The following is a 23,302-nucleotide window of genomic DNA, read 5'->3' on the forward strand; positions in this document are numbered from 1 at the left end:
GGCTCAAAGGTCCGTGGGCGGCCACGGCTCCGGGTCTCGCGGAGCGAACAGCGCCGTCAACCCCAGGTGCGTACCCATCGCCGCCAGCGGCCACGCCAACAACGCCCCCTGCGCGTTCAGCTTCAGCGGCGCGTCGAAGACGACCCCCTTGCCCGCCGCCCGCGCCGCCGCGACCACGTCGTCCGTCGGCCCCAGCCACTCCCCCAGCTCCATCGCCAGCCAGGAACCGAGCAGCGCGCCCGCCGCGAGCCCGACCACCAGCGGGATGCCGCCCCGCTTGCGCAGCAGGAAGACGACGGCCGCGCACACCACGCCGAACCCCAGCGCGAGCAGGATGAACGTTCCGTCCGCCCCGATCGCCTCCTCGCCCTCCGTGTCCTTCAGGAAGACGGCCTTGTCGTCGGAGATGAGCGGCACCCGCGGCGCCAGCCACACCCACAGCAGCCCGAGCAGCACGCCCGTCACCGCCACCGCGACCGCAGCGACCACGGCGTCCCGCAGCTCCGCCCTCATCGCGGTCCCCTCCTCGCTCGCCAGGGCGTAGGGGCCCTCGGCACCCGGCCCGGAACGGGGGTGCTCGGAGTCCTGCCAGGCGTCGTCGTCCGGTGCGGGCTGGTGAGGCGGCGTCAGAGGTGCGGTCACCCCGCCATCGTGCCAGGCGCTTCTGTGCGGCGCCTCACCGGGAGACCGCCGCCCGCCGGTACGCCCACGTCGCCGCGAGCAGCGAGACGACCCCGACGGCCGCGCAGACCGCGAGGTCGAGCCCGATGACGGCCCAGTCGGGGTGCCCGCCGAAGCTGCGCGCGAAGGCCTCCACCCCGTACGTGGAAGGCAGCAGATCACGTGCGTACGCGATCGGTCCGGGCAGCCGGTCGGCCGGCAGGACGCCGAGCAGCAGCGCCGCCGACATGCCCAACTGGCCGAGCAGGGTGGCCAGTTCCTGGCGCGGGGCCAGCAGCCCGAGGGCCGCGCCGAGCCCGGCGAGCGCGGCGCCCGCCAGCGGGATGACCGCGGCGAGCACCCACAGGTGCGCCAGCGGGAGCCCGAAGAGGACGCAGCCGGTGACCGCCGTGACCAGCGTGCCCGGCACCGTGAAGGAGGCGTACGCCGCCGCCGCGCCGAGCACCACGGACGCGGGCGGCACGGGCAGCGTCGCGTAGTGGTCGAGACCGCCGCCCGCCCGCAGCTGCCCGAAGTACTGCGCGAGCAGGTTGAGCGCGACGAAGGCGACCACCAGGACGCTCGACCCGGCGACCACGGCCCGCGCCTCGCTGCCGCCGTCCACCACCCCCCGCATCAGGACCATGATCCCGATCGACTGGAAGGTCGCCACGAACAGCAGCGGGATACGGGCCACCTTGGCCCGGGAGAGCTGGGCCCGGTAGACGGCCGAGAGGGCGGGCAGCAGCCGTGCCCGGGGCGCGAGCGGCGCGGCTGCCCCCGCCGGTCCCGCCGGGGCGGCGACCGTCTCCGGGGGCGCCTCCACGGAGACCTCCAGGGGAATCGCGCTCACGCCTTCACCAGACCTTCCATGCGGCCGCCGAGGGCGAGGTAGACGTCTTCCAGGCTCGGCGTGGCCAGGGTGAAGTCGTCGAGGGCGGCGAAAGCGGGCCCGCCGGTGACCGCCGCGACGGCGGCGCGCGCGGCGTCGGGGCCGAGCCGCAGCACCCAGCGCCGCCCGGACTCCTGCGCGTCCGCGCGCAGCGCCGCGACCTCGGGCAGCTCGACGGGCGCCCGCTCGCGCCACACCAGCTCGACCCGGACCTCGGAGGCGACCCGTTCCTTCAGGCCCGCCGGGGTGTCGCAGGCGATGACCTTGCCGCGGTCGAGGACGGCGACCCGGTCGAGCACGGTCTCGGCCTCGATGACGTTGTGGGTGACCAGCAGCACGGTCGCGCCGCGCTCGGCCCGGCGGCGGTCCACGGCGGCCCAGACGGCCCGCCGGGCCACCGGGTCCATACCGGTGGTCGGCTCGTCGAGGACCAGCACGGGCCGGTCGCCGACGAGGGCCGCGGCGAAGCAGGCGAGCCGCCGCTGTCCGCCGGAGAGCTTCTTGAGCGGCCGCCCGGCGAGCCCGGTCAGCCCGAGCTCCTCCAGCACGGCGTCGCGCTCGGCCCGTGCGTCGCGGGCGGTGAGCCCGCGCAGCCGGCCGGTGGTCTCGGCGGCGAGCGAGACGGTCAGCTCGTCCAGGGCGGTGGACTCCTGCCCGAGGTAGCCGATCAGCCGGGCGGCCCGCTCGGGGTGGCGCACCAGATCGTGGCCGAGCACGTCGACGCTGCCGGAGTCCGGCCGCATCAGCCCGGTGAGCTGGCGCACCAGGGTCGACTTGCCCGCGCCGTTGGGCCCGAGCAGGCCGAAGATCTCACCGCGGCCCACGTCGAGGTCGATCCCGTCGGTGGCCCTGATCTCGGGCGTACCGGCCGAGCCGCGCCGTCCGCGTGCGGCGGGGTACGTCTTGGTGAGGCCCCGCACCGCGCAAACGGTGCCGGCCCGCGCCCCTGCTGTGCCGGTACTCACGGACAACGAGCCTACGGGGTCGGTGGCGCCGCTCCGTCCCCGGACCCCGGTTTGTTCCGTTCGCCGAACGACCACCGCGACCGCACACCGCCGGCAGAGGCGCCCCGGACCCCCCTCAGTCCCCGACAGGGGCCCGCTCCGCCGCCGCCCTGACATCGATCTCCCGCCAGAACCCCGCCCGGATCGCGTACCGGTCGTGCTCGTCGATCTGGTCGTCCTTGTGGGCGAGCAGCCCGAACCGCGCCGCGTACCGCAGCAGTTCGCCGTCGATGCGGTGCGGGATGCGCGGGTACATGGTGGACAGCTTCGTTACGTGGGCGGTCTCCGGCAGCCGCTCCATCCAGCGGCGCGCGAAGACCTGCCCCACCTCGTACGGGTCGCCGCCGACCGTGGTGATGTCCTCCTCGCGGTCCGCCCAGCGCTGCTCCGCGCTGGTCAGCTGGGCGAGGGTGGGCAGCGATGCGGTCTCCGGGGACTCACCGAGGGTGGAGCCGGGGCGCTCGACCCAGCCTTTGTCGGAGGACCAGCGCAGGGTCGCGTGCGGGGCGTGCGGCGAGGGGGCCTGGGTGCCGGGCGCGCGCAGGCCCGCCAGGTCCTTGGGGGTGGGCACGCCCTTGACCGTGGTGCCGGGCCCGGGGGCGACCGCCGTGCCGTTGCCGACGGCCGCCGCGGGCTGCGCCGTCCCGTTCCGTACGGCCGCGGCCTGGGCCTCGGCGGCCCGCTCGGCGGAGGCGGCCAGCGCCGACTCGGGCAGCGGGGCGGAGAGGATGGCGGCGATCTCCGGGCGGGGGGCGGCGGCCGGGGCGTAGATGGTGCTGAGTTCCTTGACCCGGACCGCCTTGGTGATCCAGGCCCGGTCGAGCACCCGCCGCTCGTCGGCCTCGGCCACCAGGTCCTCGGACTGGTTGTAGTCGCCGTCGGCGGCCTGGACGGCCCACAGGTGCACGGCGACCCCGTGCTCCTTGGCCGACATCAGTCCGGGCAGCAGATCGCCGTCCCCGGTCACCAGGACGACATCGGAGCAGGCGCGATTTCTGGCCAACTCGGTGAGCTCGGCGTGCATCGCCGCGTCGACGCCCTTCTGGGCCCACCGCCCGTCGCTCCGGGTCAGTGCGCCCAGCCGGACCGTCACCCGTGACATCACCCGCAACCTGCGGTGTTCCGGCTGGGGCACCCGGTCGGGGGCGCCGTCGAACCAGTAGATCCGCAGCAGCGGCTGCTCGGTGTCGGCCTCCGCCCGCTCGCGCAGCGCCTGGATCAGGGCGGCATGGTCGACGGTGATCCGTGAACGGGCAGGCTCTCCGGCCAGAAGGCTCGCGGCCGCGCCCAACAAGTAACCCGCATCCACAAGGACGACGCAGCGGTCCACGCGTTCCACCCTCTTTCAGAACCTTGAAAATCAAAAGATCAGAGGCAAAGGAGATCAGAGAGATAAGAGTGCAGGAGATCGAGAGATCAGGGAACGTACTTCGGGTTTCCTTCGAGTCTGCCCGACCCTGCGAGGGTTAACGGCCGGAACTCGATCATCGGCGTGGCGAAGCCGTACCTCGCGCTTCCCTTACGGATGACTACGCATGGTAATGATCCGAAATGCGCCTTTTACCGGGACATGTGAGGCTGACAGCGGCCCTGGCCCCTAGTCCCCCCAGGAGGCATCCCCCATGGCCAAGAACAAGCAGAACCGCAAGGAGAAGCAGGCTTCCCAGGCGGAGCGCGGTCAGCAGCAGGCGCAGAGCTCCGCGATGGAGGCGCAGGCCCAGCCGCAGGCCCAGGCACAGGGCAGCCCCGCGGATGTTGCCCGTAAGCACCAGCGCCGCTTCGGCCACAACTGATAACCGCATACGCACCAGGCACAAATACGGACGGGGCGCGCCCTTATTGGACGCGCCCCCTCCGTATAAAATAAAAGCCCTACTCCGGGTCAGCCCGCCAGACAGGACGGGCCGAGCAGCACCTTCAGATCACCGAAGAGGGCCGGGTCCGGCTGGACCCGGTGCCGGTCGAGCCGCAGCACCGTGGTCGTACGCGGCCCCTGGAGCTTGATGCGCACCTCGGTGTTGCCCTTGTGGTGGCCGAGAATCTCGCCCAGCCGGCTGACCATCGGCGGGGTCACCTTCACCGTCGGGATGGTGAGCACCACGGGTGCGTTGGTCCCCGCCGACGACAGGTCCGGGACCATCAGCTCCATCGCGACCAGGCGCGGGATGTCCTCGCGCTTGTCGAGCCGGCCCTTGACGAACACCACCGTGTCCTCGACGAGCTGGGTGGAGACCAGCTGGTAGGTCGCGGGGAAGAACATGCACTCGATGGAGCCGGCCAGGTCCTCGACGGTGGCGATCGCCCAGGCGTTGCCCTGCTTGGTCATCTTGCGCTGGAGGCCCGAGATGATGCCGCCGATCGTCACGACCGCGCCGTCCCCGTGCTCACCTCCGGTGAGCTGCTGGATCGAGGAGTCGCTCTTGTCGGAGAGCACGTGCTCCAGACCGAAGAGCGGGTGGTCCGACACATACAGACCGAGCATCTCCCGCTCCTGGGCGAGCAGATAGGCCTTCTCCCACTCGACGTCGGAGAACTCGACGTCCAGGCCGAAGCCCGGCTCGTCGGAGTCGGCCTCGCCCATCCCGCCGAAGAGGTCGAACTGCCCCTCGGCCTCCTTGCGCTTGACCTGCACCACGTTGTCGATCATCGGCTCGAACTGTGCGGTGAGGCCCTTGCGGGTGTGCTTCATCTCGTCGAAGGCGCCGGCCTTGATCAGCGACTCGACGGTCCGCTTGTTGCAGACGACCGCCTCGACCTTGTCGAGGAAGTCGGGGAACGAGGTGTACTTCCCCTTCGCCTTGCGGCACTTGATGATCGAGTCCACCACGTTCTGACCGACGTTGCGCACGGCGGTCAGGCCGAACAGGATCACGTCGTCACCCTGCGCCGAGAAGTTGGACTCGGACTCGTTGACGTTGGGCGGCAGCACCTTGATGCCCATGCGGCGGCACTCGTTGAGATAGACCGCCGACTTGTCCTTGTCGTCCTTGACCGAGGTCAGCAGGGCCGCCATGTACTCGGCGGGGTGGTTGGCCTTGAGGTAGGCGGTCCAGTACGAGACGAGGCCGTACGCGGCGGAGTGGGCCTTGTTGAAGGCGTAGCCGGCGAACGGGACCAGCACGTCCCACAGCTTCTGGATGGCCTCGTCGCTGTAGCCGTTCTTGCGGGCGCCGGACTGGAAGATGGTGAAGTTCTTCGCCAGCTCGTCGGGCTTCTTCTTGCCCATGACGCGGCGGAGGATGTCGGCCTCGCCCAGCGAGTACCCGGCGATGATCTGGGCGGCCTTCTGGACCTGCTCCTGGTAGACGATCAGGCCGTAGGTGACCGCCAGGACCTCTTCGAGCGGCTTCTCCAGCTCGGGGTGGATCGGGGTGATCTCCTGCTGCTTGTTCTTGCGCAGCGCGTAGTTCGTGTGCGAGTTCATGCCCATCGGGCCCGGGCGGTAGAGCGCGGACACGGCGGAGATGTCTTCGAAGTTGTCGGGCTTCATCAGCCGCAGCAGGGACCGCATGGGCCCGCCGTCGAACTGGAAGACACCGAGGGTGTCGCCGCGCTGGAGCAGCTCGAAGGTCATCGGGTCGTCGAGCGGCAGCCCGAGCAGGTCGATGTCGATGCCCTTGTTGGACTTCACCATCTTGACGGCGTCGTCCATGATCGTCAGGTTGCGCAGCCCGAGGAAGTCCATCTTCAGCAGGCCGAGCGACTCACAGCTCGGGTAGTCCCACTGGGTGATGGTCACCCCGTCGGTGTGGCGCACCCACACCGGCACATGCTCGGTAATGGTCTCGCTGGACATGATCACGCCGGCGGCGTGCACACCCATCTGCCGGACCAGGCCCTCGACGCCCTTGGCGGTGTCGATGACCTTCTTGACGTCCGGCTCGTTCTCGTACATCCCCCGGATCTCGCCCGCCTCGCTGTAGCGCGGGTGCTTGGGGTCGGTGATGCCGTTGAGGTCGATGCCCTTGCCGAGGACATCGGCGGGCATCGCCTTGGTGAGCCGGTCGCCCATCGCGTACGGGTAGCCGAGGACGCGCGCGGAGTCCTTGATCGCGTTCTTGGCCTTGATCTTGCCGTAGGTGCCGATCATGGCGACCTTGTCGGCGCCGTACTTCTCCGTCACATACCTGATCACCTCGACGCGCCGGCGCTCGTCGAAGTCGATGTCGACATCGGGCATCGAGACGCGCTCGGGGTTGAGGAACCGCTCGAAGATCAGCCCGTGCGGGATCGGGTCGAGGTCGGTGATGCCCATCGCGTACGCCACGATCGAGCCGGCCGCGGAGCCGCGGCCGGGGCCGACCGCGATGCCCTGCTTCTTGGCCCACATGATGAAGTCGGCGACCACGAGGAAGTAGCCGGGGAAGCCCATCGAGATGATGGTGTCCATCTCGTACTCGGCCTGCTTCATGCGGTCGTCCGGGATGCCTCCCGGGAAGCGGCGGTGCATGCCGCGCAGGGTCTCCTCGCGGAACCAGGTGACCTCGGTGTACCCCTCGGGGATGTCGAACTTCGGCATGAGGTTCTTGGCCTCGAACATGCCGCTGACGTCGATCTGCTCGGCGACCAGGGCGGTGTTGGCGCAGCCCTGCTGCCAGGCGTCCGAGGCGTCGATCGCGTACATCTCGTCGGTCGACTTCAGGTAGTAGCCGGTGCCGTCGAACCTGAAGCGGTCGGGGTCCGAGAGGTTCTTGCCGGTCTGGATGCACAGCAGGGCGTCGTGCGCGGTCGCCTCGTGCGCGTACGTGTAGTGCGAGTCGTTGGTGACCAGGGGCGGGATGCCCAGCTCCTTGCCGATCTTCAGGAGGTCGTCGCGGACCCGGCGCTCGATGTCGATGCCGTGGTCCATCAGCTCCAGGAAGTACCGGTCCTTGCCGAAGATGTCCTGGTAGTCGGAGGCGGCCTGGCGGGCCTCCTCGTACTGCCCCAGGCGCAGCCGGGTCTGGAGCTCTCCGGAGGGGCAGCCGGTGGAGGCGATCAGGCCCTCCGACCACTTGGAGATGGTCTCCTTGTCCATCCGGGGCCACTTCGTCAGCCAGCCCTCCGCGTACGCGTCGGAGGAGAGGCGGAAGAGGTTGTGCAGGCCCGTCGCGTTCGCCGCCCAGATCGTCTTGTGCGTATAACCACCCGAACCGGACACGTCGTCGCGCTTCTGGTGCGGCTGGCCCCACTGGATCTTGCGCTTGTTGCGGCGGGACTCGGGGGCCACGTACGCCTCGATGCCGATGATCGGCGTGACGCCCGCCTTCTTCGCCGTGTGGAAGAAGTCGTAGGCCCCGTGCAGGTTGCCGTGGTCGGACATCGCGATGTGCGTCATGCCCATCTCGTTGCACGCGTCGAACATGTCCTTGAGCCGCGCGGCACCGTCCAGCAGCGAGTACTGGGTGTGTACGTGAAGGTGCGTGAACGGCGGCTTGGACACGGCGTGGGCCTCCAGGGCGGGGAGAGGGGGACAACCGGGAAGTCTACGACGCCGGACTGACAGTCGCCGGGCACTCCGGGGTACGGTCACGCGTTGGAAGGGGCGGAATCACCCGTCCCATTTGTTGTGCATCACCACCCGCACGTACGCACCAGGAGGCACCCGGCGATGTCGGTCCCGCAGCACACCGCCGATGAGCGCGGCGAGCAGATCCTCTCCGTCTTCGGCACCGCCTTCGGCGAGCTCCTGGCCGCCGACCCGGCCGCGTTCCGGGTCAAGTTCCGCAAGATGGCGGCCTCCGCGTTCGCCTTCTACCGGGGCACGGCCTGCCTGTTCTACGCGGACCTGGACCAGGGGGACGCCGGGCGCGGTGACGGGAACATAGCCGGCGGTCCCTACCTGGACGAGCAGACCGGCCGGGTCTGGATCCACGGCGATCTGCACGCCGAGAACTTCGGCACGTACATGGACGCCAACGGCCGGCTGATCTTCAACGTGAACGACTTCGACGAGGCGTACGTGGGCCCCTTCACCTGGGACCTCAAGCGCTTCGCCGCCTCGCTGGCCCTGATCGGCCATGCCAAGGCGCTCAGCGACGAGCAGATCACCGAGCTGGTGCGGACCTACGCCGCCGCCTACCGCGAGCGGATCCACGCGCTGGCCGCGGGCGCCAAGGAGGACGAGGTGCCCTCCTTCACCCTGGACACGGCCGACGGGCCGCTGCTCGGAGCGCTGCGCTCGGCACGCGCGCGTACGCGCTTCTCGCTGCTCGACTCGATGACCGAGATCCGCGAGTACGAGCGCCGCTTCACCGAGGGCGACGGCTCGATCGAGCTGGACGCGGCCACCCGCTACAAGGTCCTGGCCGCCTTCGACGGCTATCTGGAGACCCTGCCGGACTCCAGCCTGCTGCGGCCCGACTCCTACCGGGTCAAGGACGTCGTCGGGCGGCGCGGCATCGGGATCGGATCGGCCGGTCTGCCGTCGTACAACATCCTTCTGGAGGGCCACAGCGACGCGCTGGAGAACGACGTCGTGATCTACATGAAGCAGGCGCAGACCCCGGCGGTCTCCCGCCATGTCACCGACCCGGCGGTGCGCGGCTACTTCCAGCACGAGGGCCACCGCACGGTGATCTCGCAGCGCGCCCTCCAGGACGCCGCCGACCCGTGGCTGGGCTGGACCGAGCTGGACGGGGCGGGCCAGCTGGTCGCCGAGGTGTCGCCGTACGCGGTGGACCTGGACTGGTCGGACATCGACGACCCGGAGCAGATCGCGGCGGTCGTCGCGGACCTGGGCCGCGCCACCGCGACCATGCACGCGGCGGCGGATGGCGACACCGGCCCCGCCGAACACGCCGCGCTGGTGCCGTTCTCCACCGAGCGGGCCATAGACGCGGCGATCGCGGCCGACGAGGAGGGCTTCGCGGACCTCCTCGTGGACTTCGCCCACAGCTACGGCGCACAGGCCCGGGCGGACCACCAGATCTTCGTGGACCTGTTCCGTAACGGTCGGATTCCGGGTCTCTAGTCTCACGGAATTCTTAGGCCGCGCCGACAGCGGGCCGTGGCAGACTTCAGCAGCGATGGACGTATCAGGGACCCGGCTCAGAGCGGCACGCGCGGCGCTTTTCACGGCGCTCGTCGTGGCGCTCTCCAGCGCGTCCCACGTCCTGCTCTCCCGCGTCCCGCTGCCGGTGCCGCTGGTCGCCGGGGCGGCCGGCGCCGTGTTCCTGATCGCGTACGCGCTGGCGGGCCGGGAGCGCGGCTTCTGGTCGATCGCCGGACTGCTCGTCCCGCTGGAGCTGGCCGCCGACACCGTCCTCTCGACCGGCCAGCACGTCTGCTACGGGCCCTCCGGCGGCCCGGTGGCGGGCGCGCTGCGGGCGGTGGGCGTGGACGTGCTGTGCGGCGGGAGCGTGGGCACCGAGCTGCCCGGCGTCGCTCGTGCACTCCGTGGGACGGCGGGGGCCGCCCCGCCCCGCACTGCTCACCGCCGTCTGAGCGACGGCCCCGCCGAGCACAGTGGCCCGGTCGCACGGGCCCCCGGCACTTTCTCACCTGCCCTACCTGCCACACGGAGAAAACGATCATGAGTAAGCGCAACAGCCAGGCCAACAAGGCAGCCGCCCGTGACCGGCTGCGACTGGAGCGCGAGCGCCAGGCCAAGAAGGACAAGGTGCGCCGCCAGGTGGTCGTCGCCGCCTCGATCGTCGGCGTCCTCGCGATAGCCGGCGGCGTGGGCTACGCGGTCATGCAGGCCAACAAGCCCGGCGCATGGGACGCGGCCAAGGACAAGGCGCTGGTCAAGCCCGCCAACACCACGGGCGAAGACGGCACCACGGTCGTCATCGGCAAGCCGACGGCCAAGAAGACCCTGGAGATGTACGAGGACGCGCGCTGCCCCGTCTGCTCGGTCTTCGAGCAGCAGGTCGGCTCCACGGTCAAGAAGGACGTCGACGCCGGCAAGTACAAGGTCCAGTTCATCGGCGCCACCTTCATCGACAACGGCAGCCCGGGCACCGGCTCCAAGAACGCGCTCAGCGCGCTGGGCGCCGCGCTCAACGTGAGCCCCGAGGCGTTCATGGAGTACAAGGCGCAGCTCTACTCCGCCAAGTGGCACCCGGCCGAGACCAGCGACAAGTTCGCCAAGGACGACTACCTGCTCCAGGTCGCCGACTCGGTCCCGGCGCTCAAGGGCAACGCCAAGTTCCAGAAGGACGTGCAGGACGGCACGTTCGACAAGTGGGCGCTCACCATGTCGAAGAAGTTCGACGACAGCGGTGTGACGGCCACGCCGACCCTGAAGATGGACGGCAAGAAGATCACCGGCGCGAACAGCGAGAACGCCCCGCAGGACCCGGCGGCGTTCACCGCGGCCATCGACAAGGCCCTGAAGGGCTGACGGGGGTCCGGAGACCCTCCCACGGCCCCGAACGCTGACGCGCGCTCAGGTGGCCGCGAGCGAACGGGCGGACAAACATCTGCCGCGAGTCTGCCCGTTCGCTCTACTCATCAGTAAGGTGTGCGGCTGTGACCAGTCGATTCACCTCAACCCCCACCCGCCGCACGGTCGTCAAGGCCGCTGCCGCCACCGCCGTCGTCGCCGCGCCCCTGCTGGCCGGTGCGACCGCCGCCGCCGCGGAGTCCGCGCCGGCCCCCGCCTTCCTGCACGGCGTCGCCTCCGGCGACCCGCTGCCCGACGGCATCCTGCTGTGGACCCGGGTCACCCCCGCTCCCGACGCGGTGCCCGGCTCCGGCAAGGGCCCGGACACCGAAGTCACCTGGGAGATAGCCGAGGACAAGGGCTTCTCGCGGATCGTGGCCCAGGGCAGGACCACCGCGACGGCCTCCTCCGACCACACCGTCAAGGCCGATGTGCGCGGCCTGCGCCCGGCGACCGCGTACTGGTACCGGTTCGCCGCGGGCGGCGTGCTCTCCCCCGCCGCCAGGACGCTTACCGCCCCCGCCACGGACGCGGCGGCCGCCAACGTCCGCTTCGGCGTGGTCTCCTGCTCCAACTGGGAGTCGGGCTACTTCTCCGCCTACCGTCATCTCGCCGCACGGTCCGACCTGGACGCGGTGCTGCACCTGGGTGACTACATCTACGAGTACGCCTCGGGTGCCTACCCGGAGGCGAAGTACGTCGTACGGCAGCACGAGCCGGCCCACGAGATCCTGAACCTGGCCGACTACCGCACCCGGCACGGCAAGTACAAGACGGACACCGACCTCCAGGCGATGCACCACGCGCACCCGGTGATCGCGATCTGGGACGACCACGAGTTCGCCAACGACGCCTGGTCGGGCGGTGCCGAGAACCACACGCCCGGCACCGAGGGCGACTGGGCGGCGCGCGTGTCGGCCGCCAAGCAGGCGTACTTCGAGTGGATGCCGGTCCGCCCCTCCATCGCGGGCACGACCTACCGGCGGATCCGCTACGGCAAGCTGGCCGATCTGCACCTGCTCGACCTGCGCTCCTTCCGCTCCCAGCAGGCGAGCGTGGGCAGCGGCAAGGTGGACGACCCGGAGCGCACCCTCACCGGCCGCGCCCAGCTGGACTGGCTCAAGTCGGGGCTCTCCGCCTCCGGCGCCGCCTGGCAGCTGGTCGGCACCTCGGTGATGATCTCGCCGGTCGCCTTCGGCGCACTGCCGGCCGAACTGACCGCGCCGCTGGCGGAGTTGCTGGGCCTGCCCAAGGAGGGCATCGCCATCAACGTCGACCAGTGGGACGGCTACACGGACGACCGCCGCGAGCTGCTGGGCCACCTGGTGGACAACGGCATCAAGAACACGGTCTTCCTCACCGGCGACATCCACATGGCGTGGGCCAACGACGTACCGGTGAAGGCGGCCACCTACCCGCTGTCGAAGTCGGCGGGCACCGAGTTCGTGGTGACCTCAGTGACCTCCGACAACCTGGACGAGATGCTCCACGTCGCCCCGCACACCGTGTCCCTGGTCGCGGCGGCCGCCATCAAGGCCGCCAACCGCCATGTGAAGTGGGTCGACATGGACTCGCACGGCTACGGCGTCCTGGACGTCGACGCCAAGCGCTCCCAGATGGACTACTACGTGGTGTCCGACAAGCGGAAGCAGGACGCCACGTCCTCGTGGACCCGCTCGTACCGGACGCTCAACGGCAGCCAGAAGGCCGAGCGGGTCTACTCGCCGGTGGTCTGATCCGCGCCCTGGAGCAAGTCCCCTAGAGCGAGTCGAGGAAGCCGAGCGCGGTGGTCCAGCTGCGCTCGGCGGCCGCCTCGTCGTAGTCGGGCAGCTCCGGATCGGTGTACAGGTGCCCGGCGCCCGGGTACCTGTACACCTCCGCGTCGGCGCCGATCCGGCCCATGCGCAGGTACCAGGTGTTCAGCCAGTCGTGCGTCTCGAACGGGTCCGGGTCGGCCACGTGCAGCTGTACGGGCAGCTCGTCCACCGACGCGTCCCCGGCGATGTCGGCGGTGCCGTGGAAGAGCAGCAGACCGCGGGCCTTCTCGTCGCCGAGCGCCAGGGTCTGGGCGAGTGAGCCGCCGAGCGAGAAGCCGGCGTAGACCAGGCCCTCCTCGGAGTGCGGGGCGGCGGCCAGGATCGCGCGCTTGAGCAGCTCGTCGTTGCCGATCCCGTCCCGGATCGTCATGCCCTCCTCAAGGCTGTCGGCGGTGCGGCCGTCGTAGAGGTCGGGCACGTGCACGACGTGTCCGGCGGCGCGCAGCCGCTCGGCCGCCTGCCGCACGGCGGGCCGCAGGCCGTACGCCGAATGGAAAAGCATGATGTTCATGAGGCCATGGTGCCAGTTACGGTCGGGGGCATGGAGAACGTACTGCGCCCGTTGATCGTCATCGGTGGCTCGGTCGTGCTCACGCTGGCCCCTCGTGTGGCTGGCCGACCGACTGCTCCGCCAGACCGACGCCCGGCACAGCGAGACCCCGCTGTGGGGCCTGCTGCGCCGCTGCCGGCTCCCGTTGCAGGTCGTCGTCCTCACCGCACTGCTGAGAGGCACCTACCTCCAGATCAAGTGGGGCCCGGTCCAGGACCACGAGGCGGGCCTCGGCCGGACCCTCTCCCTCGTCCTCATCGGGGCGAGCGCCTGGCTGGTGGTCAGGATCGCGACGGCGGTCGTCGAGGCGTCGTACGCGCGCTACGCGGCCTCCGCGCACGACGCGGCACGGGTGCGCAGGGTGCGTACACAGGTGACGCTGATCCAGCGCGTGGTGACGGCGGTCGTGGGCGTCGTCGCGGTCGCGGCGATGCTGCTGACCTTCCCGGCGATGCGGACGGCGGGGACCTCGCTCCTCGCCTCTGCGGGCATCATCGGCATCGTGGCCGGTGTGGCCGCCCAGTCCACGCTCGGCAACCTCTTCGCCGGGCTGCAGATCGCGTTCGGCGACATGGTGCGCATCGGCGACACGGTCGTGGTGGACGGCGAGTGGGGCACGGTCGAGGAGATCACACTGACCTTCCTGGCCGTGCGCACCTGGGACGAGCGGCGGCTGACCATGCCGGTCTCGTACTTCACCAGCAAGCCGTTCGAGAACTGGTCGCGCGGCGGCGTCCAGATGACCGGCACGGTCTTCTTCCACCTGGACCACTCGGCCCCGGTGGCGCTGATGCGCGAGAAGCTCGCCGACGTCCTGCGGGAGTGCCCCGCGTGGGACGGCCGCGAGAGCGCTCTCGCCGTCACCGACACCACCCCGTCGACGATCGTGGTGCGCGCGACCGTCACCGCGAAGGACGCGGGCGACATCTGGACGGTCCGCTGCACGGTCCGCGAGGAGATGGTGGCCTGGCTCCACGACCACCACCCGTACGCCCTGCCCCGCATCAACATGGAGCGCGACGAGAGCGAGCCGCCCTCGCGGAACGGGCACCCGGGCCACTAGGGCCTGTGTCGGAAGTCCCGTCGTCCGCCCGAAGGGCGGGCCCCGCGGCGTCCGGTGCGTGCGATCGCAAGGCGGAGGGTCGCCCCGATACTGGGTGTATCGGGGTGATCCCGACAACGCGGCGAGCGCGCGTGCCGGACGCCGCGGGGCAGGCGGGACTTCCGACACAGGCCCTAGGGCGGAGTCGGCCCCGGGAGGCGTCACCGCAGGCTGCGCACGTCCAGCTGGCGCAGCACGCGGTCGACGATCTCGGGGTCGGCGCCCGGCTCGCTGCGCGCGGACAGCACCTCGTGCCGGGCCGCCGACATCATCTCCCGCTGGATGCGCTGGACCGTCCGCAGCCGCTCCACCCGCTTCGCGTACGCCTCCCGCCGCTCCTCGTCGACCATGTCCGGGCTGATGCGCGCCCCCACGTCGTAGGCCCGCCGCAGGAGTTGCTCCATGACCTCCTCGGGCAGCTCCTCCACGTCCTCGATCTCCCGCAGCCGCCGCTTGGCCGCCTTCGCCGCACGGATCGCGAGCTTGCGCTCCAGCGCCCGCTCGGCGTCGGTGTCGGCCTGTACGCCCAGGCGGCGCACCAGGGACGGCAGGGTGAGGCCCTGGAGCACCAGCGTCGCCATGATCACGCAGAAGGCGACGAAGACGATCTCGTCGCGCGCGGGGAAGGGCGAGCCGTCGTCCGTCCTGAACGGGATCGCCAGGGCGAGCGCGACCGAGGCGACCCCGCGCATCCCCGCCCACCACATGACGATCGTCTCCCGCCAGGTGGTGGGGATCTCCTCGTCGTAGTCCCGGCGCGTGTGCAGCCGTTTGGCGAGCCAGGTCGCCGGCAGCAGCCACACCAGCCGTACGCCGACCACGACCCCGACCACCACCGCGCCCCAGCCCACCATCTCGCCGGCCCGGCCGGTGGCGGTGCCGAAGACGTTGTGCAGTTCGAGGCCGATGAGCCCGAACGCGATGCCGGTCACCAGGGTGTCGACGATCTGCCAGAACGTGGCTCCGGCGAGCCGCCCCTGGACGTCGTCGGCGTCCACCGCGTGCTCGGCCAGGAACAGCGCGAGGGTGAGCACGGCGAGCACCCCGGACCCGCCGAACTCCTCGGCCAGCACATAGCCGACGAACGGCACGAGGAGCGTGAGGCCGATCTGGAGCGTGGAGTCGTCGAGCAGGCCCATCAGCTTGTTGGCCGTCCAGCCGAGTACGAGGCCGACCACGACCGCCACCACGGCGGAGAGCACCAGCTCGCCCACCGCGTCCGGCCAGGAGAAGTCACCGCTGACCGCCGCGGCGATCGCCACGTGGTAGAGCACGATCGCGGTGACGTCGTTGAACAGCCCCTCGCCCTCCAGGATCGACACCAGCCGGCGGGGCAGCCCGAGCGAGCCCGCGACGGCGGTGGCGGCGACCGGGTCGGGAGGTGCCACGAGGGCGCCGAGGGCGACGGCGGCGGCGATCGGCAGCCCCGGCACGATGGCGTGGGCGACGGCCGCCACGGCCGCCGTGGTGACGAACACCAGGGCCACCGCGAGCAGCAGGATCGGCCGGACGTTGGCGGCGAACTGCCGCCAGGAGGTGCGCTGCACGGAGGCGTAGAGCAGCGGCGGCAGCACGAGCGGAAGGATGAAGTCCGGCGGCACGGCGACATTCGGGACGAACGGCAGCAGGGCGAGGACCCCGCCGAGGAGCGTCATCAGCACCGGCGCGGGCAGCCCCAGCCGGTCCCCGACCGGAACCGTGACCACCGCTCCGAGCAGGAGCACGAACAGCAGGGCCAACTGATCCACGGATGCCCTCCGGGCGACGAGCCGATCAAGACCCCCAGCGTGCCACGCGCCTCACCGGAATCCGCCCAGAACGGGGTAAACCCCTCAGAGCGGGCGCCCTTCAGGGGCGCAGTCCGTCGGCGATCGCCATGAAGGGGCGTCTTTGAGGGCGCGGGGAACTGCGCGGCCGGCCCCCGCCGGCCCGCGGATGGATCCCCACCAACAGCGCGCAGCGCTAAAGCGGCTTCCTCATCGCCACATGCGGCATCCCCGCATCCGCGAACTCCGCCCCGTACGCCACGTACCCCAAGCGCTCGTAGAACCCCGTGGCCCGGGTCTGCGCATGCAGATCCACCGCACCGAGGCCGATCCGCCGCGCCTCGCCCTCGATCGCCCGCACCAGCGCGACACCCACACCGAGGCCCCGCGCCGCGGCCGTGACGGCCAGGCGCCCGAGCGAGCCCACCGACGCGTCGGAGCCGGTCCGCCCCATCGCGGCCGGGCCGTGGATCAGACGGCCCGTACCCAGGGACGCCCCGCCCCCGGCCACCGCCAGGACATGCACGGCACCCGCGTCGAACGCGTCGTACTCGATCTCCTCCGCCACGCCCTGCTCGACGACGAAGACCTCCCGGCGCACCGCGAAGCACGCCTGGAGGTCACCGGGGCCGTCGACGACCCGGACGGCGAACGCCGTCACTCGCTCTCCGCGCGGATCACGTCCAGCGCGTGCTGGAGGTCGTCCGGGTAGGTGCTCTCGTACTCGACCCAGCCGCCGTCCGACGGGTGCTCGAAGCCGAGCCGCACCGCGTGCAGCCACTGCCGCGTCAGACCGAGGCGCTTGGCGATCGTGGGGTCCGCGCCGTACGTCAGGTCGCCCACGCACGGGTGGCGGTGGGCGGACATGTGCACCCGGATCTGGTGGGTACGGCCCGTCTCCAGCTTGATGTCGAGCAGCGAGGCCGCCCGGAACGCCTCGATCAGGTCGTAGTGCGTCACCGAGGGCTTGCCCTCGGCCGTGACCGCCCACTTGTAGTCGTGGTTGGGGTGCCTGCCGATGGGGGCGTCGATCGTGCCGCTCATCGGGTCCGGGTGGCCCTGCACCAGGGCGTGGTAGCGCTTGTCCACGACACGCTCGCGGAACTGCTGCTTCAGATACGTGTACGCCCGCTCGGACTTGGCGACGACCATCAGACCCGAGGTGCCGACGTCGAGGCGGTGCACGATGCCCTGGCGCTCGGCCGCGCCGGAGGTGGAGATCCGGTACCCGGCCGCCGCGAGGCCGCCGATGACCGTGGTCCCCGTCCAGCCCGGGCTCGGGTGGGCGGCGACGCCGACCGGCTTGACGATCACGACGATGTCGTCGTCGTCGTGCACGATCTCCATGCCCTCGACCGGCTCGGCCACGATCTGCACCGGCGCGGGCGCCTGGGGCATCTCGACCTCCAGCCACGCACCCCCGCGGACCCGCTCGGACTTGCCCACCACCGAGCCGTCGACCTGGACCTTCCCCGCCGCGGCGAGTTCAGCGGCCTTCGTACGGGAGAACCCGAACATGCGGGAGATGGCGGCGTCGACGCGCTCGCCCTCCAGACCGTCGGGAACGGGCAAGGTGCGGATCTCGGGAAACGTACTCACCCGTCGAGTATGCCTTGTCGCACCGACATCCCCGTTCCGGTGAGGACCGGGATCAGTCCTTGTGCACCGTTCCGTCCGGGTCCAGGCCCCGGAACGAGAGGATCACGATCAGGAAGCCGCCGCAGACGATCGCGGAGTCCGCCAGGTTGAAGACCGCGAAGTGGGCCGGTGCGATGAAGTCGACCACCGCGCCCTCGAAGACGCCCGGGGAGCGGAAGATCCGGTCGGTCAGGTTGCCGAGCGCGCCGCCGAGGAGCAGGCCGAGCGCGATCGCCCACGGCAGGCTGTAGAGCTTGCGGGCCAGCCGGAAGATCACCACGATCACCGTCGCCGCGATCATCGTGAAGATCACGGTGAAGGCCTCGCCCATGCCGAAGGCGGCACCCGGGTTGCGGATCGCCTCCAGCTTCAGCAGGTCGCCCACGAGGTCGATCGGCTCGTGGTGCTCCAGCTTGGCCACCACGAGCATCTTGCTGCCGAGGTCGAGCAGATACGCGAAGAGCGCCACCGCGAACAGGACGGCGATCCTGCGCCCGCCCCTGGGCCGCTCGTCGGGAGCAGCGGCCTCGTCGGGCCCTTCTACGTCCGGCGTACCGATGATGCGCTCCGCCTCTGCCACGTGAGTCCCTCAACCAACCCTAGGTACCTGACTGAGGACGAGGGTACGACACAGGCGTACGGAGTCAGCCCCGGCGTTCCTGCTTCTGCTTGTCCTCCACGCAGAGGGTCGCGCGCGGGAAGGCCTGCATCCGCGCCTTGCCGATGGGATTGCCGCAGACCTCGCAGTAGCCGTACGTACCGGCGTCGAGCCGTTCCAGCGCCCGCTCCGTCTGCTCCAGCATCTCGCGCGCGATGGCGGCCAGCGCCATCTCGTGCTCGCGGGTGATGTTCTTGGTCCCGGTGTCGGCGTCGTCGTCGCCGGCGCCGTCCCCGGAGTCCCGCATCAGCCCGCTCAGGGCCTGCTCGGAGGACTCGATCTCGCTGCGCAGCCGCAGCACCTCGCTCGACAGCTCGTTCCGCGCCTCGGCGACCTCCCCCGGGGTCCAGGGGTCCTCTCCGGGCCGCACCGGCAGCACGCCGGGCACAGCCATGTCGACCGCCCGCGCCTTGGGCACGGTCGACGCGGCCGTCTTCCTGGCCCGCGCCCCGTCCGCCGTGTTCTTGGCAACCACCTTCTTGGCTCCCCTCTGCTCCGCGGCCTCGGCCGCCCCCTGGGCCGCCGTGGCGGCCTTCTTCGCTGCCCCACCGGCAGCCTTGCCCGGTACCGCTTTCCCGGCAGCCGCCGTCTTCTTGGCGGCAGCCTTCTTGGCCGGAGCCGCCTTGTCGACGGCAGCCTCCCCGGCGACGGCCTTCTCGGCCACGACTTTCTTGGCCGAAGCCTTCTTGGCAGCGGTCTTCCTGGTCGCGGTCTTCTTGGCGGCCGGTGCCGTCTCGGCAGCCGCTTCCTTGGTCGCGGCCTTCTTGGTCACAGCCTTCTTGGCCGGGGTCTTCCTGGCCGCGGCCTTCTTCGGGGCCGCCTCCTTCTTGGCCGCGGTCTTCTTCCCGGACGGGCTCTCCGTGGCCGCGGCCTCCACGGCGTCCTCGGACGCCAACGCGGTCTTCTTCGCCACCATGGCCGCGGCCCCTTCACATATTGTGATCTTGCTCGCGAATCGTGCTGGGACGATAAATCGACCCCAGGCCCGCGGCAACGGGGCACGCCGCCGGTCCGGCCCCGTCGGACCTGCCCGGAGACGAACCTGCATCCGTTGTGCCCAGCTCCGTGGCCCGTAATCCGCCACACGGGCGGCACCGGACTCCGCCCGGCCACGTATGCCCATTCGGGTCATCCAGGCGCGCGCGTGGGCCCTCCGCCCGGCCGCGCCGAAATCCGGTCGGCCGCTGTCGGTGCGGGCCCGTACACTGGGCGCAGCGAGAGGCGTGAAAGGGACGAGTAGCGTCGTACGCAGCCAAGAGCGATCCGGGGACGGTGGGAGCCCGGAGGCGAGCGCGATGTGAAGATCACCCCGGAGCCGCCGGAAGAAAGCACCCGAAACACCGGGTGCGAGTAGAACCGGCTTCGCGACCCCAATGAGGGGGCGGTGTTCCGCACACCGCCAAGGAGGGTGGTACCGCGGGAGCGCGGGGCCGTAGGACGGCCGGGGCTCTCGTCCCTCCGACGGAAACGTACGACGATCCGCCGGAGGATGAACGGATGTCGCAGTACCGCCAGGTGCCCGCCCAGGTCGACCTGCCCGCGCTGGAGCACGCCGTGCTCGACTTCTGGCGCGAGTCCAAGGTCTTCGCCCAGAGCCTCGACCAGTCCGAGGGCCGCCCCGAGTGGGTGTTCTACGAGGGCCCGCCGACCGCCAACGGCATGCCCGGTGCCCACCACATCGAGGCCCGCGTCTTCAAGGACGTCTTCCCCCGCTTCCGGACCATGCAGGGCTACCACGTGGCCCGCAAGGCCGGCTGGGACTGCCACGGCCTGCCGGTCGAGCTCGCCGTGGAGAAGGAGCTCGGCTTCAACGGCAAGAAGGACATCGAGGCGTACGGCATCGCCGAGTTCAACGCCAAGTGCCGCGAGTCCGTGACCCGCCACACCGACGCCTTCGCCGAGCTCACGACCCGGATGGGCTACTGGGTCGACCTCGACGACGCCTACCGCACGATGGACCCCGAGTACGTGGAGTCCGTCTGGTGGTCCCTGAAGGAGATCTTCAACAAGGGCCTGCTCACCCAGGACCACCGCGTCGCCCCCTGGTGCCCGCGCTGCGGCACGGGCCTCTCCGACCACGAGCTGGCGCAGGGGTACGAGACGGTCGTCGACCCCTCGGTCTTCGTCCGCTTCCCGCTGACCGGCGGCCCCCTCGCGGGCGAGGCGGCGCTCCTGGTGTGGACGACCACGCCCTGGACGCTGGTCTCCAACACCGCCGTGGCGGCCCACCCCGAGGTCACCTACGTGGTGGCCCGCCGCACCGGCGGCGAGGACACGGAGAAGCTGGTCGTCGCCCAGCCGCTCCTGGAGAAGGCCCTCGGCGAGGGCTGGGAGGCCACCGGGCAGACCTTCACGGGCGCCGAGATGGAGCGCTGGACCTACCAGCGCCCCTTCGAGCTCGTCGAGTTCCCCGAGCCCGCGCACTACGTGGTGAACGCCGAGTACGTGACGACCGAGGACGGTACGGGTCTGGTCCACCAGTCCCCCGCCTTCGGCGCCGACGACCTCCTGGTCTGCAAGGCGTACGGCCTGCCGGTGGTGAACCCGGTCCGCCCCGACGGCACCTTCGAGGAGGACGTGCCGCTGGTCGGCGGCGTCTTCTTCAAGAAGGCCGACGAGAAGCTGACCCAGGACCTGGCCGAGCGCGGTCTGCTCTTCCGCCACGTCCCGTACGAGCACAGCTACCCGCACTGCTGGCGCTGCCACACCGCGCTGCTCTACTACGCGCAGCCGTCCTGGTACATCCGCACCACCGCCGTCAAGGACGCGATGCTGCGGGAGAACGAGAAGACCAACTGGTTCCCGGACTCGGTCAAGCAGGGCCGCTTCGGAGACTGGCTGAACAACAACATCGACTGGGCGCTCTCCCGCAACCGCTACTGGGGTACCCCGCTGCCGATCTGGCGCTGCGAGGACGACCACCTGACCTGCGTCGGCTCGCGCGCCGAGCTGACCGAGCTGTCGGGCACCGACCAGACGGACCTCGACCCGCACCGCCCGTACATCGACGACGTCACCTTCACCTGCACGGCCGAGGGCTGCTCGCACACGGCGGTCCGCGTCCCCGAGGTGATCGACGCCTGGTACGACTCGGGCTCGATGCCGTTCGCGCAGTGGGGCTACCCGCACAAGAACAAGGAACTGTTCGAGAGCCGCTACCCGGCGCAGTTCATCTCCGAGGCGATCGACCAGACCCGCGGCTGGTTCTACACGCTGATGGCGGTCGGCACGCTCGTCTTCGACAAGTCCGCGTACGAGAACGTGGTCTGCCTGGGCCACATCCTCGCCGAGGACGGCCGCAAGATGTCCAAGCACCTGGGCAACACCCTGGAGCCGATCCAGCTCATGGACCAGCACGGCGCGGACGCGGTGCGCTGGTTCATGGCGGCCGGCGGCTCCCCGTGGGCGGCCCGCCGGGTGGGCCACGGCACCATCCAGGAGGTCGTCCGCAAGACGCTCCTCACGTACTGGAACACGGTGGCCTTCCAGGCGCTGTACGCCCGCACGTCCGACTGGGCGCCCAGCGCGGCCGACCCGGCCCCGGCCGACCGCACGGTCCTGGACCGCTGGCTGCTGAGCGAGCTGAACGCGCTGGTCGACCAGGTGACACAGGCGCTGGAGGCGTACGACACGCAGCGTGCCGGCAAGCTCCTGTCCACCTTCGTGGACGACCTGTCCAACTGGTACGTGCGCCGTTCGCGGCGCCGGTTCTGGCAGGGCGACAAGGCGGCGCTGCGCACGCTGCACGACCCTGTCCAACTGGTACGTGCGCCGTTCGCGGCGCCGGTTCTGGCAGGGCGACAAGGCGGCGCTGCGCACGCTGCACGACGTGGTGGAGACGGTCACGCGGCTGCTGGCCCCGCTGACCCCGTTCATCACCGAGCGGGTGTGGCAGGACATGGTGGTGCCGGTGACGCCGGACGCCCCGGAGTCCGTGCACCTCTCCTCCTGGCCGAAGGCGGACACCTCGGCGATCGACCCGACGCTGTCGCAGCAGATGCTGCTCGTGCGGCGTCTGGTGGAGCTGGGCCGCGCCACGCGCGCGGAGTCGGGCGTCAAGACGCGCCAGCCGCTGTCGCGCGCGCTGGTGGCCGTGGCGGGCTTCGAGTCCCTCTCGCCGGAGCTGCACGCGCAGATCACGGAGGAGCTGAACGTCTCGTCGCTGGCGTCGCTCTCCGAGATGGGCGGCTCGCTGGTCGACACCACGGCCAAGGCGAACTTCCGTGCCCTGGGCAAGCGCTTCGGCAAGGGCGTCCAGGACGTGGCCAAGGCGGTCGCGGCGGCGGACGCGGCGGCGCTCTCGGCGTCCCTGCGGGACACGGGGGCGGCGTCGGTCGAGGTGGGTGGCGAGCAGATCGTGCTGGCCCCCGACGAGGTGATCATCACGGAGACCCCGCGCGAGGGGTGGTCCGTGGCCTCGGACTCCGGTGCGACGGTGGCCCTCGACCTGGAGATCACCCCGGAGCTGCGCCTCGCGGGCCTGGCCCGTGACGCGATCCGGCTGATCCAGGAGGCGCGCAAGAACAGCGGGCTGGATGTGGCGGACCGGATCGCGGTGCGCTGGGAGTCGTCGGACGCGGAGGTCGTCTCGGCGCTCTCCGCCCACGCGGAGCTGATCGCGGAGGAGGTCCTGGCGACGGACTACGCGTCCGGCGAGGCGGACGCGTCCTACGGCGACCCGTTCACGGACGAGCCCCTGGCCCTGACGTTCCGCCTGCGCAAGGCGTAGCCGGCACACGGTCCGCAGCGGCCCGCCTCCCCCTCGCCGGGGGGTGGGGAACCGCCGCCGTAGGCGCAAAAAAGGGCCGGGCCCCCGGAAATCCGGGGGCCCGGCCCTTCAGCCTGCC

15 protein-coding genes and 3 pseudogenes are annotated in these 23,302 nt (G+C 70.8%); 7 read left to right on the forward strand and 11 right to left on the reverse strand.

From position 1 onward, the window contains the following. Positions 1-3 precede the first annotated feature (3 nt). From A8W25_RS07940 to A8W25_RS07955, 4 genes are all read right to left on the reverse strand, one after another. Entirely contained in the window at positions 4-642 is a 639-nt protein-coding gene (locus tag A8W25_RS07940; RefSeq protein WP_067158081.1) for a hypothetical protein, read from the reverse strand. Positions 643-676: 34 nt separating this feature from the next. Then, on the reverse strand, positions 677-1,486 hold the full coding sequence (locus A8W25_RS07945; protein ID WP_067160807.1) for an ABC transporter permease: 810 nt from the start codon (positions 1,484-1,486) through the stop codon (positions 677-679). A 23-nt stretch (positions 1,487-1,509) separates the two neighbouring features. Then, the gene (locus tag A8W25_RS07950) at positions 1,510-2,517 is read right to left on the reverse strand and encodes an ABC transporter ATP-binding protein (protein ID WP_079125891.1); all 1,008 of its coding nucleotides are present in this window, start codon (positions 2,515-2,517) and stop codon (positions 1,510-1,512) included. 115 nt (positions 2,518-2,632) lie between these two features. Beyond that, positions 2,633-3,895, reverse strand: coding sequence for an NYN domain-containing protein (locus A8W25_RS07955; RefSeq protein WP_067158087.1), 1,263 nt, complete (start codon positions 3,893-3,895; stop codon positions 2,633-2,635). Between the two features lie 283 nt (positions 3,896-4,178). Between A8W25_RS07955 and A8W25_RS34310 the strand changes: the two genes are divergently transcribed. Then, positions 4,179-4,349: a hypothetical protein gene (locus tag A8W25_RS34310; RefSeq protein ID WP_199831700.1), complete on the forward strand. Its 171-nt coding sequence runs from the start codon at positions 4,179-4,181 to the stop codon at positions 4,347-4,349. Positions 4,350-4,438: 89 nt separating this feature from the next. On the opposite strand, the gene dnaE is transcribed toward A8W25_RS34310, so the two are convergent. Beyond that, the gene (dnaE, locus tag A8W25_RS07960; protein WP_067158090.1) at positions 4,439-7,978 is read right to left on the reverse strand and encodes a DNA polymerase III subunit alpha; all 3,540 of its coding nucleotides are present in this window, start codon (positions 7,976-7,978) and stop codon (positions 4,439-4,441) included. Positions 7,979-8,146: 168 nt separating this feature from the next. Here dnaE and A8W25_RS07965 point away from each other — a divergent pair, with 168 nt between their 5' ends. From A8W25_RS07965 to A8W25_RS07980, 4 genes and pseudogenes are all read left to right on the forward strand, one after another. Further along, positions 8,147-9,508 carry a DUF2252 domain-containing protein gene (locus tag A8W25_RS07965; protein ID WP_067158093.1) on the forward strand — a complete coding sequence of 454 codons (1,362 nt, stop codon included), beginning with the start codon at positions 8,147-8,149 and terminating at the stop codon, positions 9,506-9,508. Positions 9,509-9,563: 55 nt separating this feature from the next. Further along, positions 9,564-9,950 (forward strand): annotated as a pseudogene (locus tag A8W25_RS07970) (hypothetical protein); the annotation flags it as partial. Between the two features lie 119 nt (positions 9,951-10,069). Then, complete coding sequence (locus A8W25_RS07975) at positions 10,070-10,882, forward strand: thioredoxin domain-containing protein (protein WP_067158096.1); 813 nt, start codon at positions 10,070-10,072, stop codon at positions 10,880-10,882. A 128-nt stretch (positions 10,883-11,010) separates the two neighbouring features. Next, complete coding sequence (locus tag A8W25_RS07980; protein WP_067158099.1) at positions 11,011-12,660, forward strand: alkaline phosphatase D family protein; 1,650 nt, start codon at positions 11,011-11,013, stop codon at positions 12,658-12,660. A gap of 22 nt (positions 12,661-12,682) precedes the next feature. Here A8W25_RS07980 and A8W25_RS07985 read toward each other — a convergent pair whose 3' ends face one another. Beyond that, entirely contained in the window at positions 12,683-13,252 is a 570-nt protein-coding gene (locus A8W25_RS07985; RefSeq protein ID WP_067158102.1) for a dienelactone hydrolase family protein, read from the reverse strand. A gap of 30 nt (positions 13,253-13,282) precedes the next feature. On the opposite strand from A8W25_RS07985, the pseudogene A8W25_RS07990 reads away from it, so the two are divergent. Beyond that, a pseudogene (locus A8W25_RS07990) lies at positions 13,283-14,354 on the forward strand (mechanosensitive ion channel family protein). 200 nt (positions 14,355-14,554) lie between these two features. Here A8W25_RS07990 and A8W25_RS07995 read toward each other — a convergent pair. The 5 genes from A8W25_RS07995 to A8W25_RS08015 all read right to left on the reverse strand — a co-directional run bounded on the left by A8W25_RS07995 (position 14,555) and on the right by A8W25_RS08015 (position 19,371). Next, positions 14,555-16,141 carry a Na+/H+ antiporter gene (locus tag A8W25_RS07995; RefSeq protein ID WP_067158104.1) on the reverse strand — a complete coding sequence of 529 codons (1,587 nt, stop codon included), beginning with the start codon at positions 16,139-16,141 and terminating at the stop codon, positions 14,555-14,557. Between the two features lie 214 nt (positions 16,142-16,355). Then, on the reverse strand, positions 16,356-16,820 hold the full coding sequence (locus A8W25_RS08000) for a GNAT family N-acetyltransferase (protein ID WP_067158108.1): 465 nt from the start codon (positions 16,818-16,820) through the stop codon (positions 16,356-16,358). Then, positions 16,817-17,758 (reverse strand): RluA family pseudouridine synthase, encoded by a 942-nt coding sequence (locus A8W25_RS08005; protein WP_067158111.1) that lies wholly within the window; start codon positions 17,756-17,758, stop codon positions 16,817-16,819. The genes A8W25_RS08000 and A8W25_RS08005 overlap by 4 nt, the downstream gene beginning before the upstream one ends. A 52-nt stretch (positions 17,759-17,810) precedes the next feature. Further along, positions 17,811-18,377, reverse strand: coding sequence for a signal peptidase II (gene lspA / locus A8W25_RS08010; RefSeq protein WP_067158114.1), 567 nt, complete (start codon positions 18,375-18,377; stop codon positions 17,811-17,813). A 64-nt stretch (positions 18,378-18,441) separates the two neighbouring features. Next, entirely contained in the window at positions 18,442-19,371 is a 930-nt protein-coding gene (locus A8W25_RS08015) for a TraR/DksA family transcriptional regulator (RefSeq protein WP_067158117.1), read from the reverse strand. Positions 19,372-19,952: 581 nt separating this feature from the next. Here A8W25_RS08015 and ileS point away from each other — a divergent pair. Next, positions 19,953-23,184 (forward strand): annotated as a pseudogene (gene ileS, locus A8W25_RS08020) (isoleucine--tRNA ligase). Positions 23,185-23,302: the final 118 nt, after the last annotated feature.

The organism is Streptomyces sp. ERV7, assembly GCF_001653515.1.
Taxonomy (GTDB): domain Bacteria; phylum Actinomycetota; class Actinomycetes; order Streptomycetales; family Streptomycetaceae; genus Streptomyces.

Coding starts and splice junctions, on each gene's coding strand:
- A8W25_RS08015 (WP_067158117.1), bottom strand. CDS start 19,371: ATGGTGGCGAAGAAGACCGCGTTGGCGTCCGAGGACGCCGTGGAGGCC.
- A8W25_RS34310 (WP_199831700.1), top strand. CDS start 4,179: ATGGCCAAGAACAAGCAGAACCGCAAGGAGAAGCAGGCTTCCCAGGCG.
- A8W25_RS07965 (WP_067158093.1), top strand. CDS start 8,147: ATGTCGGTCCCGCAGCACACCGCCGATGAGCGCGGCGAGCAGATCCTC.
- A8W25_RS07985 (WP_067158102.1), bottom strand. CDS start 13,252: ATGAACATCATGCTTTTCCATTCGGCGTACGGCCTGCGGCCCGCCGTG.
- A8W25_RS07975 (WP_067158096.1), top strand. CDS start 10,070: ATGAGTAAGCGCAACAGCCAGGCCAACAAGGCAGCCGCCCGTGACCGG.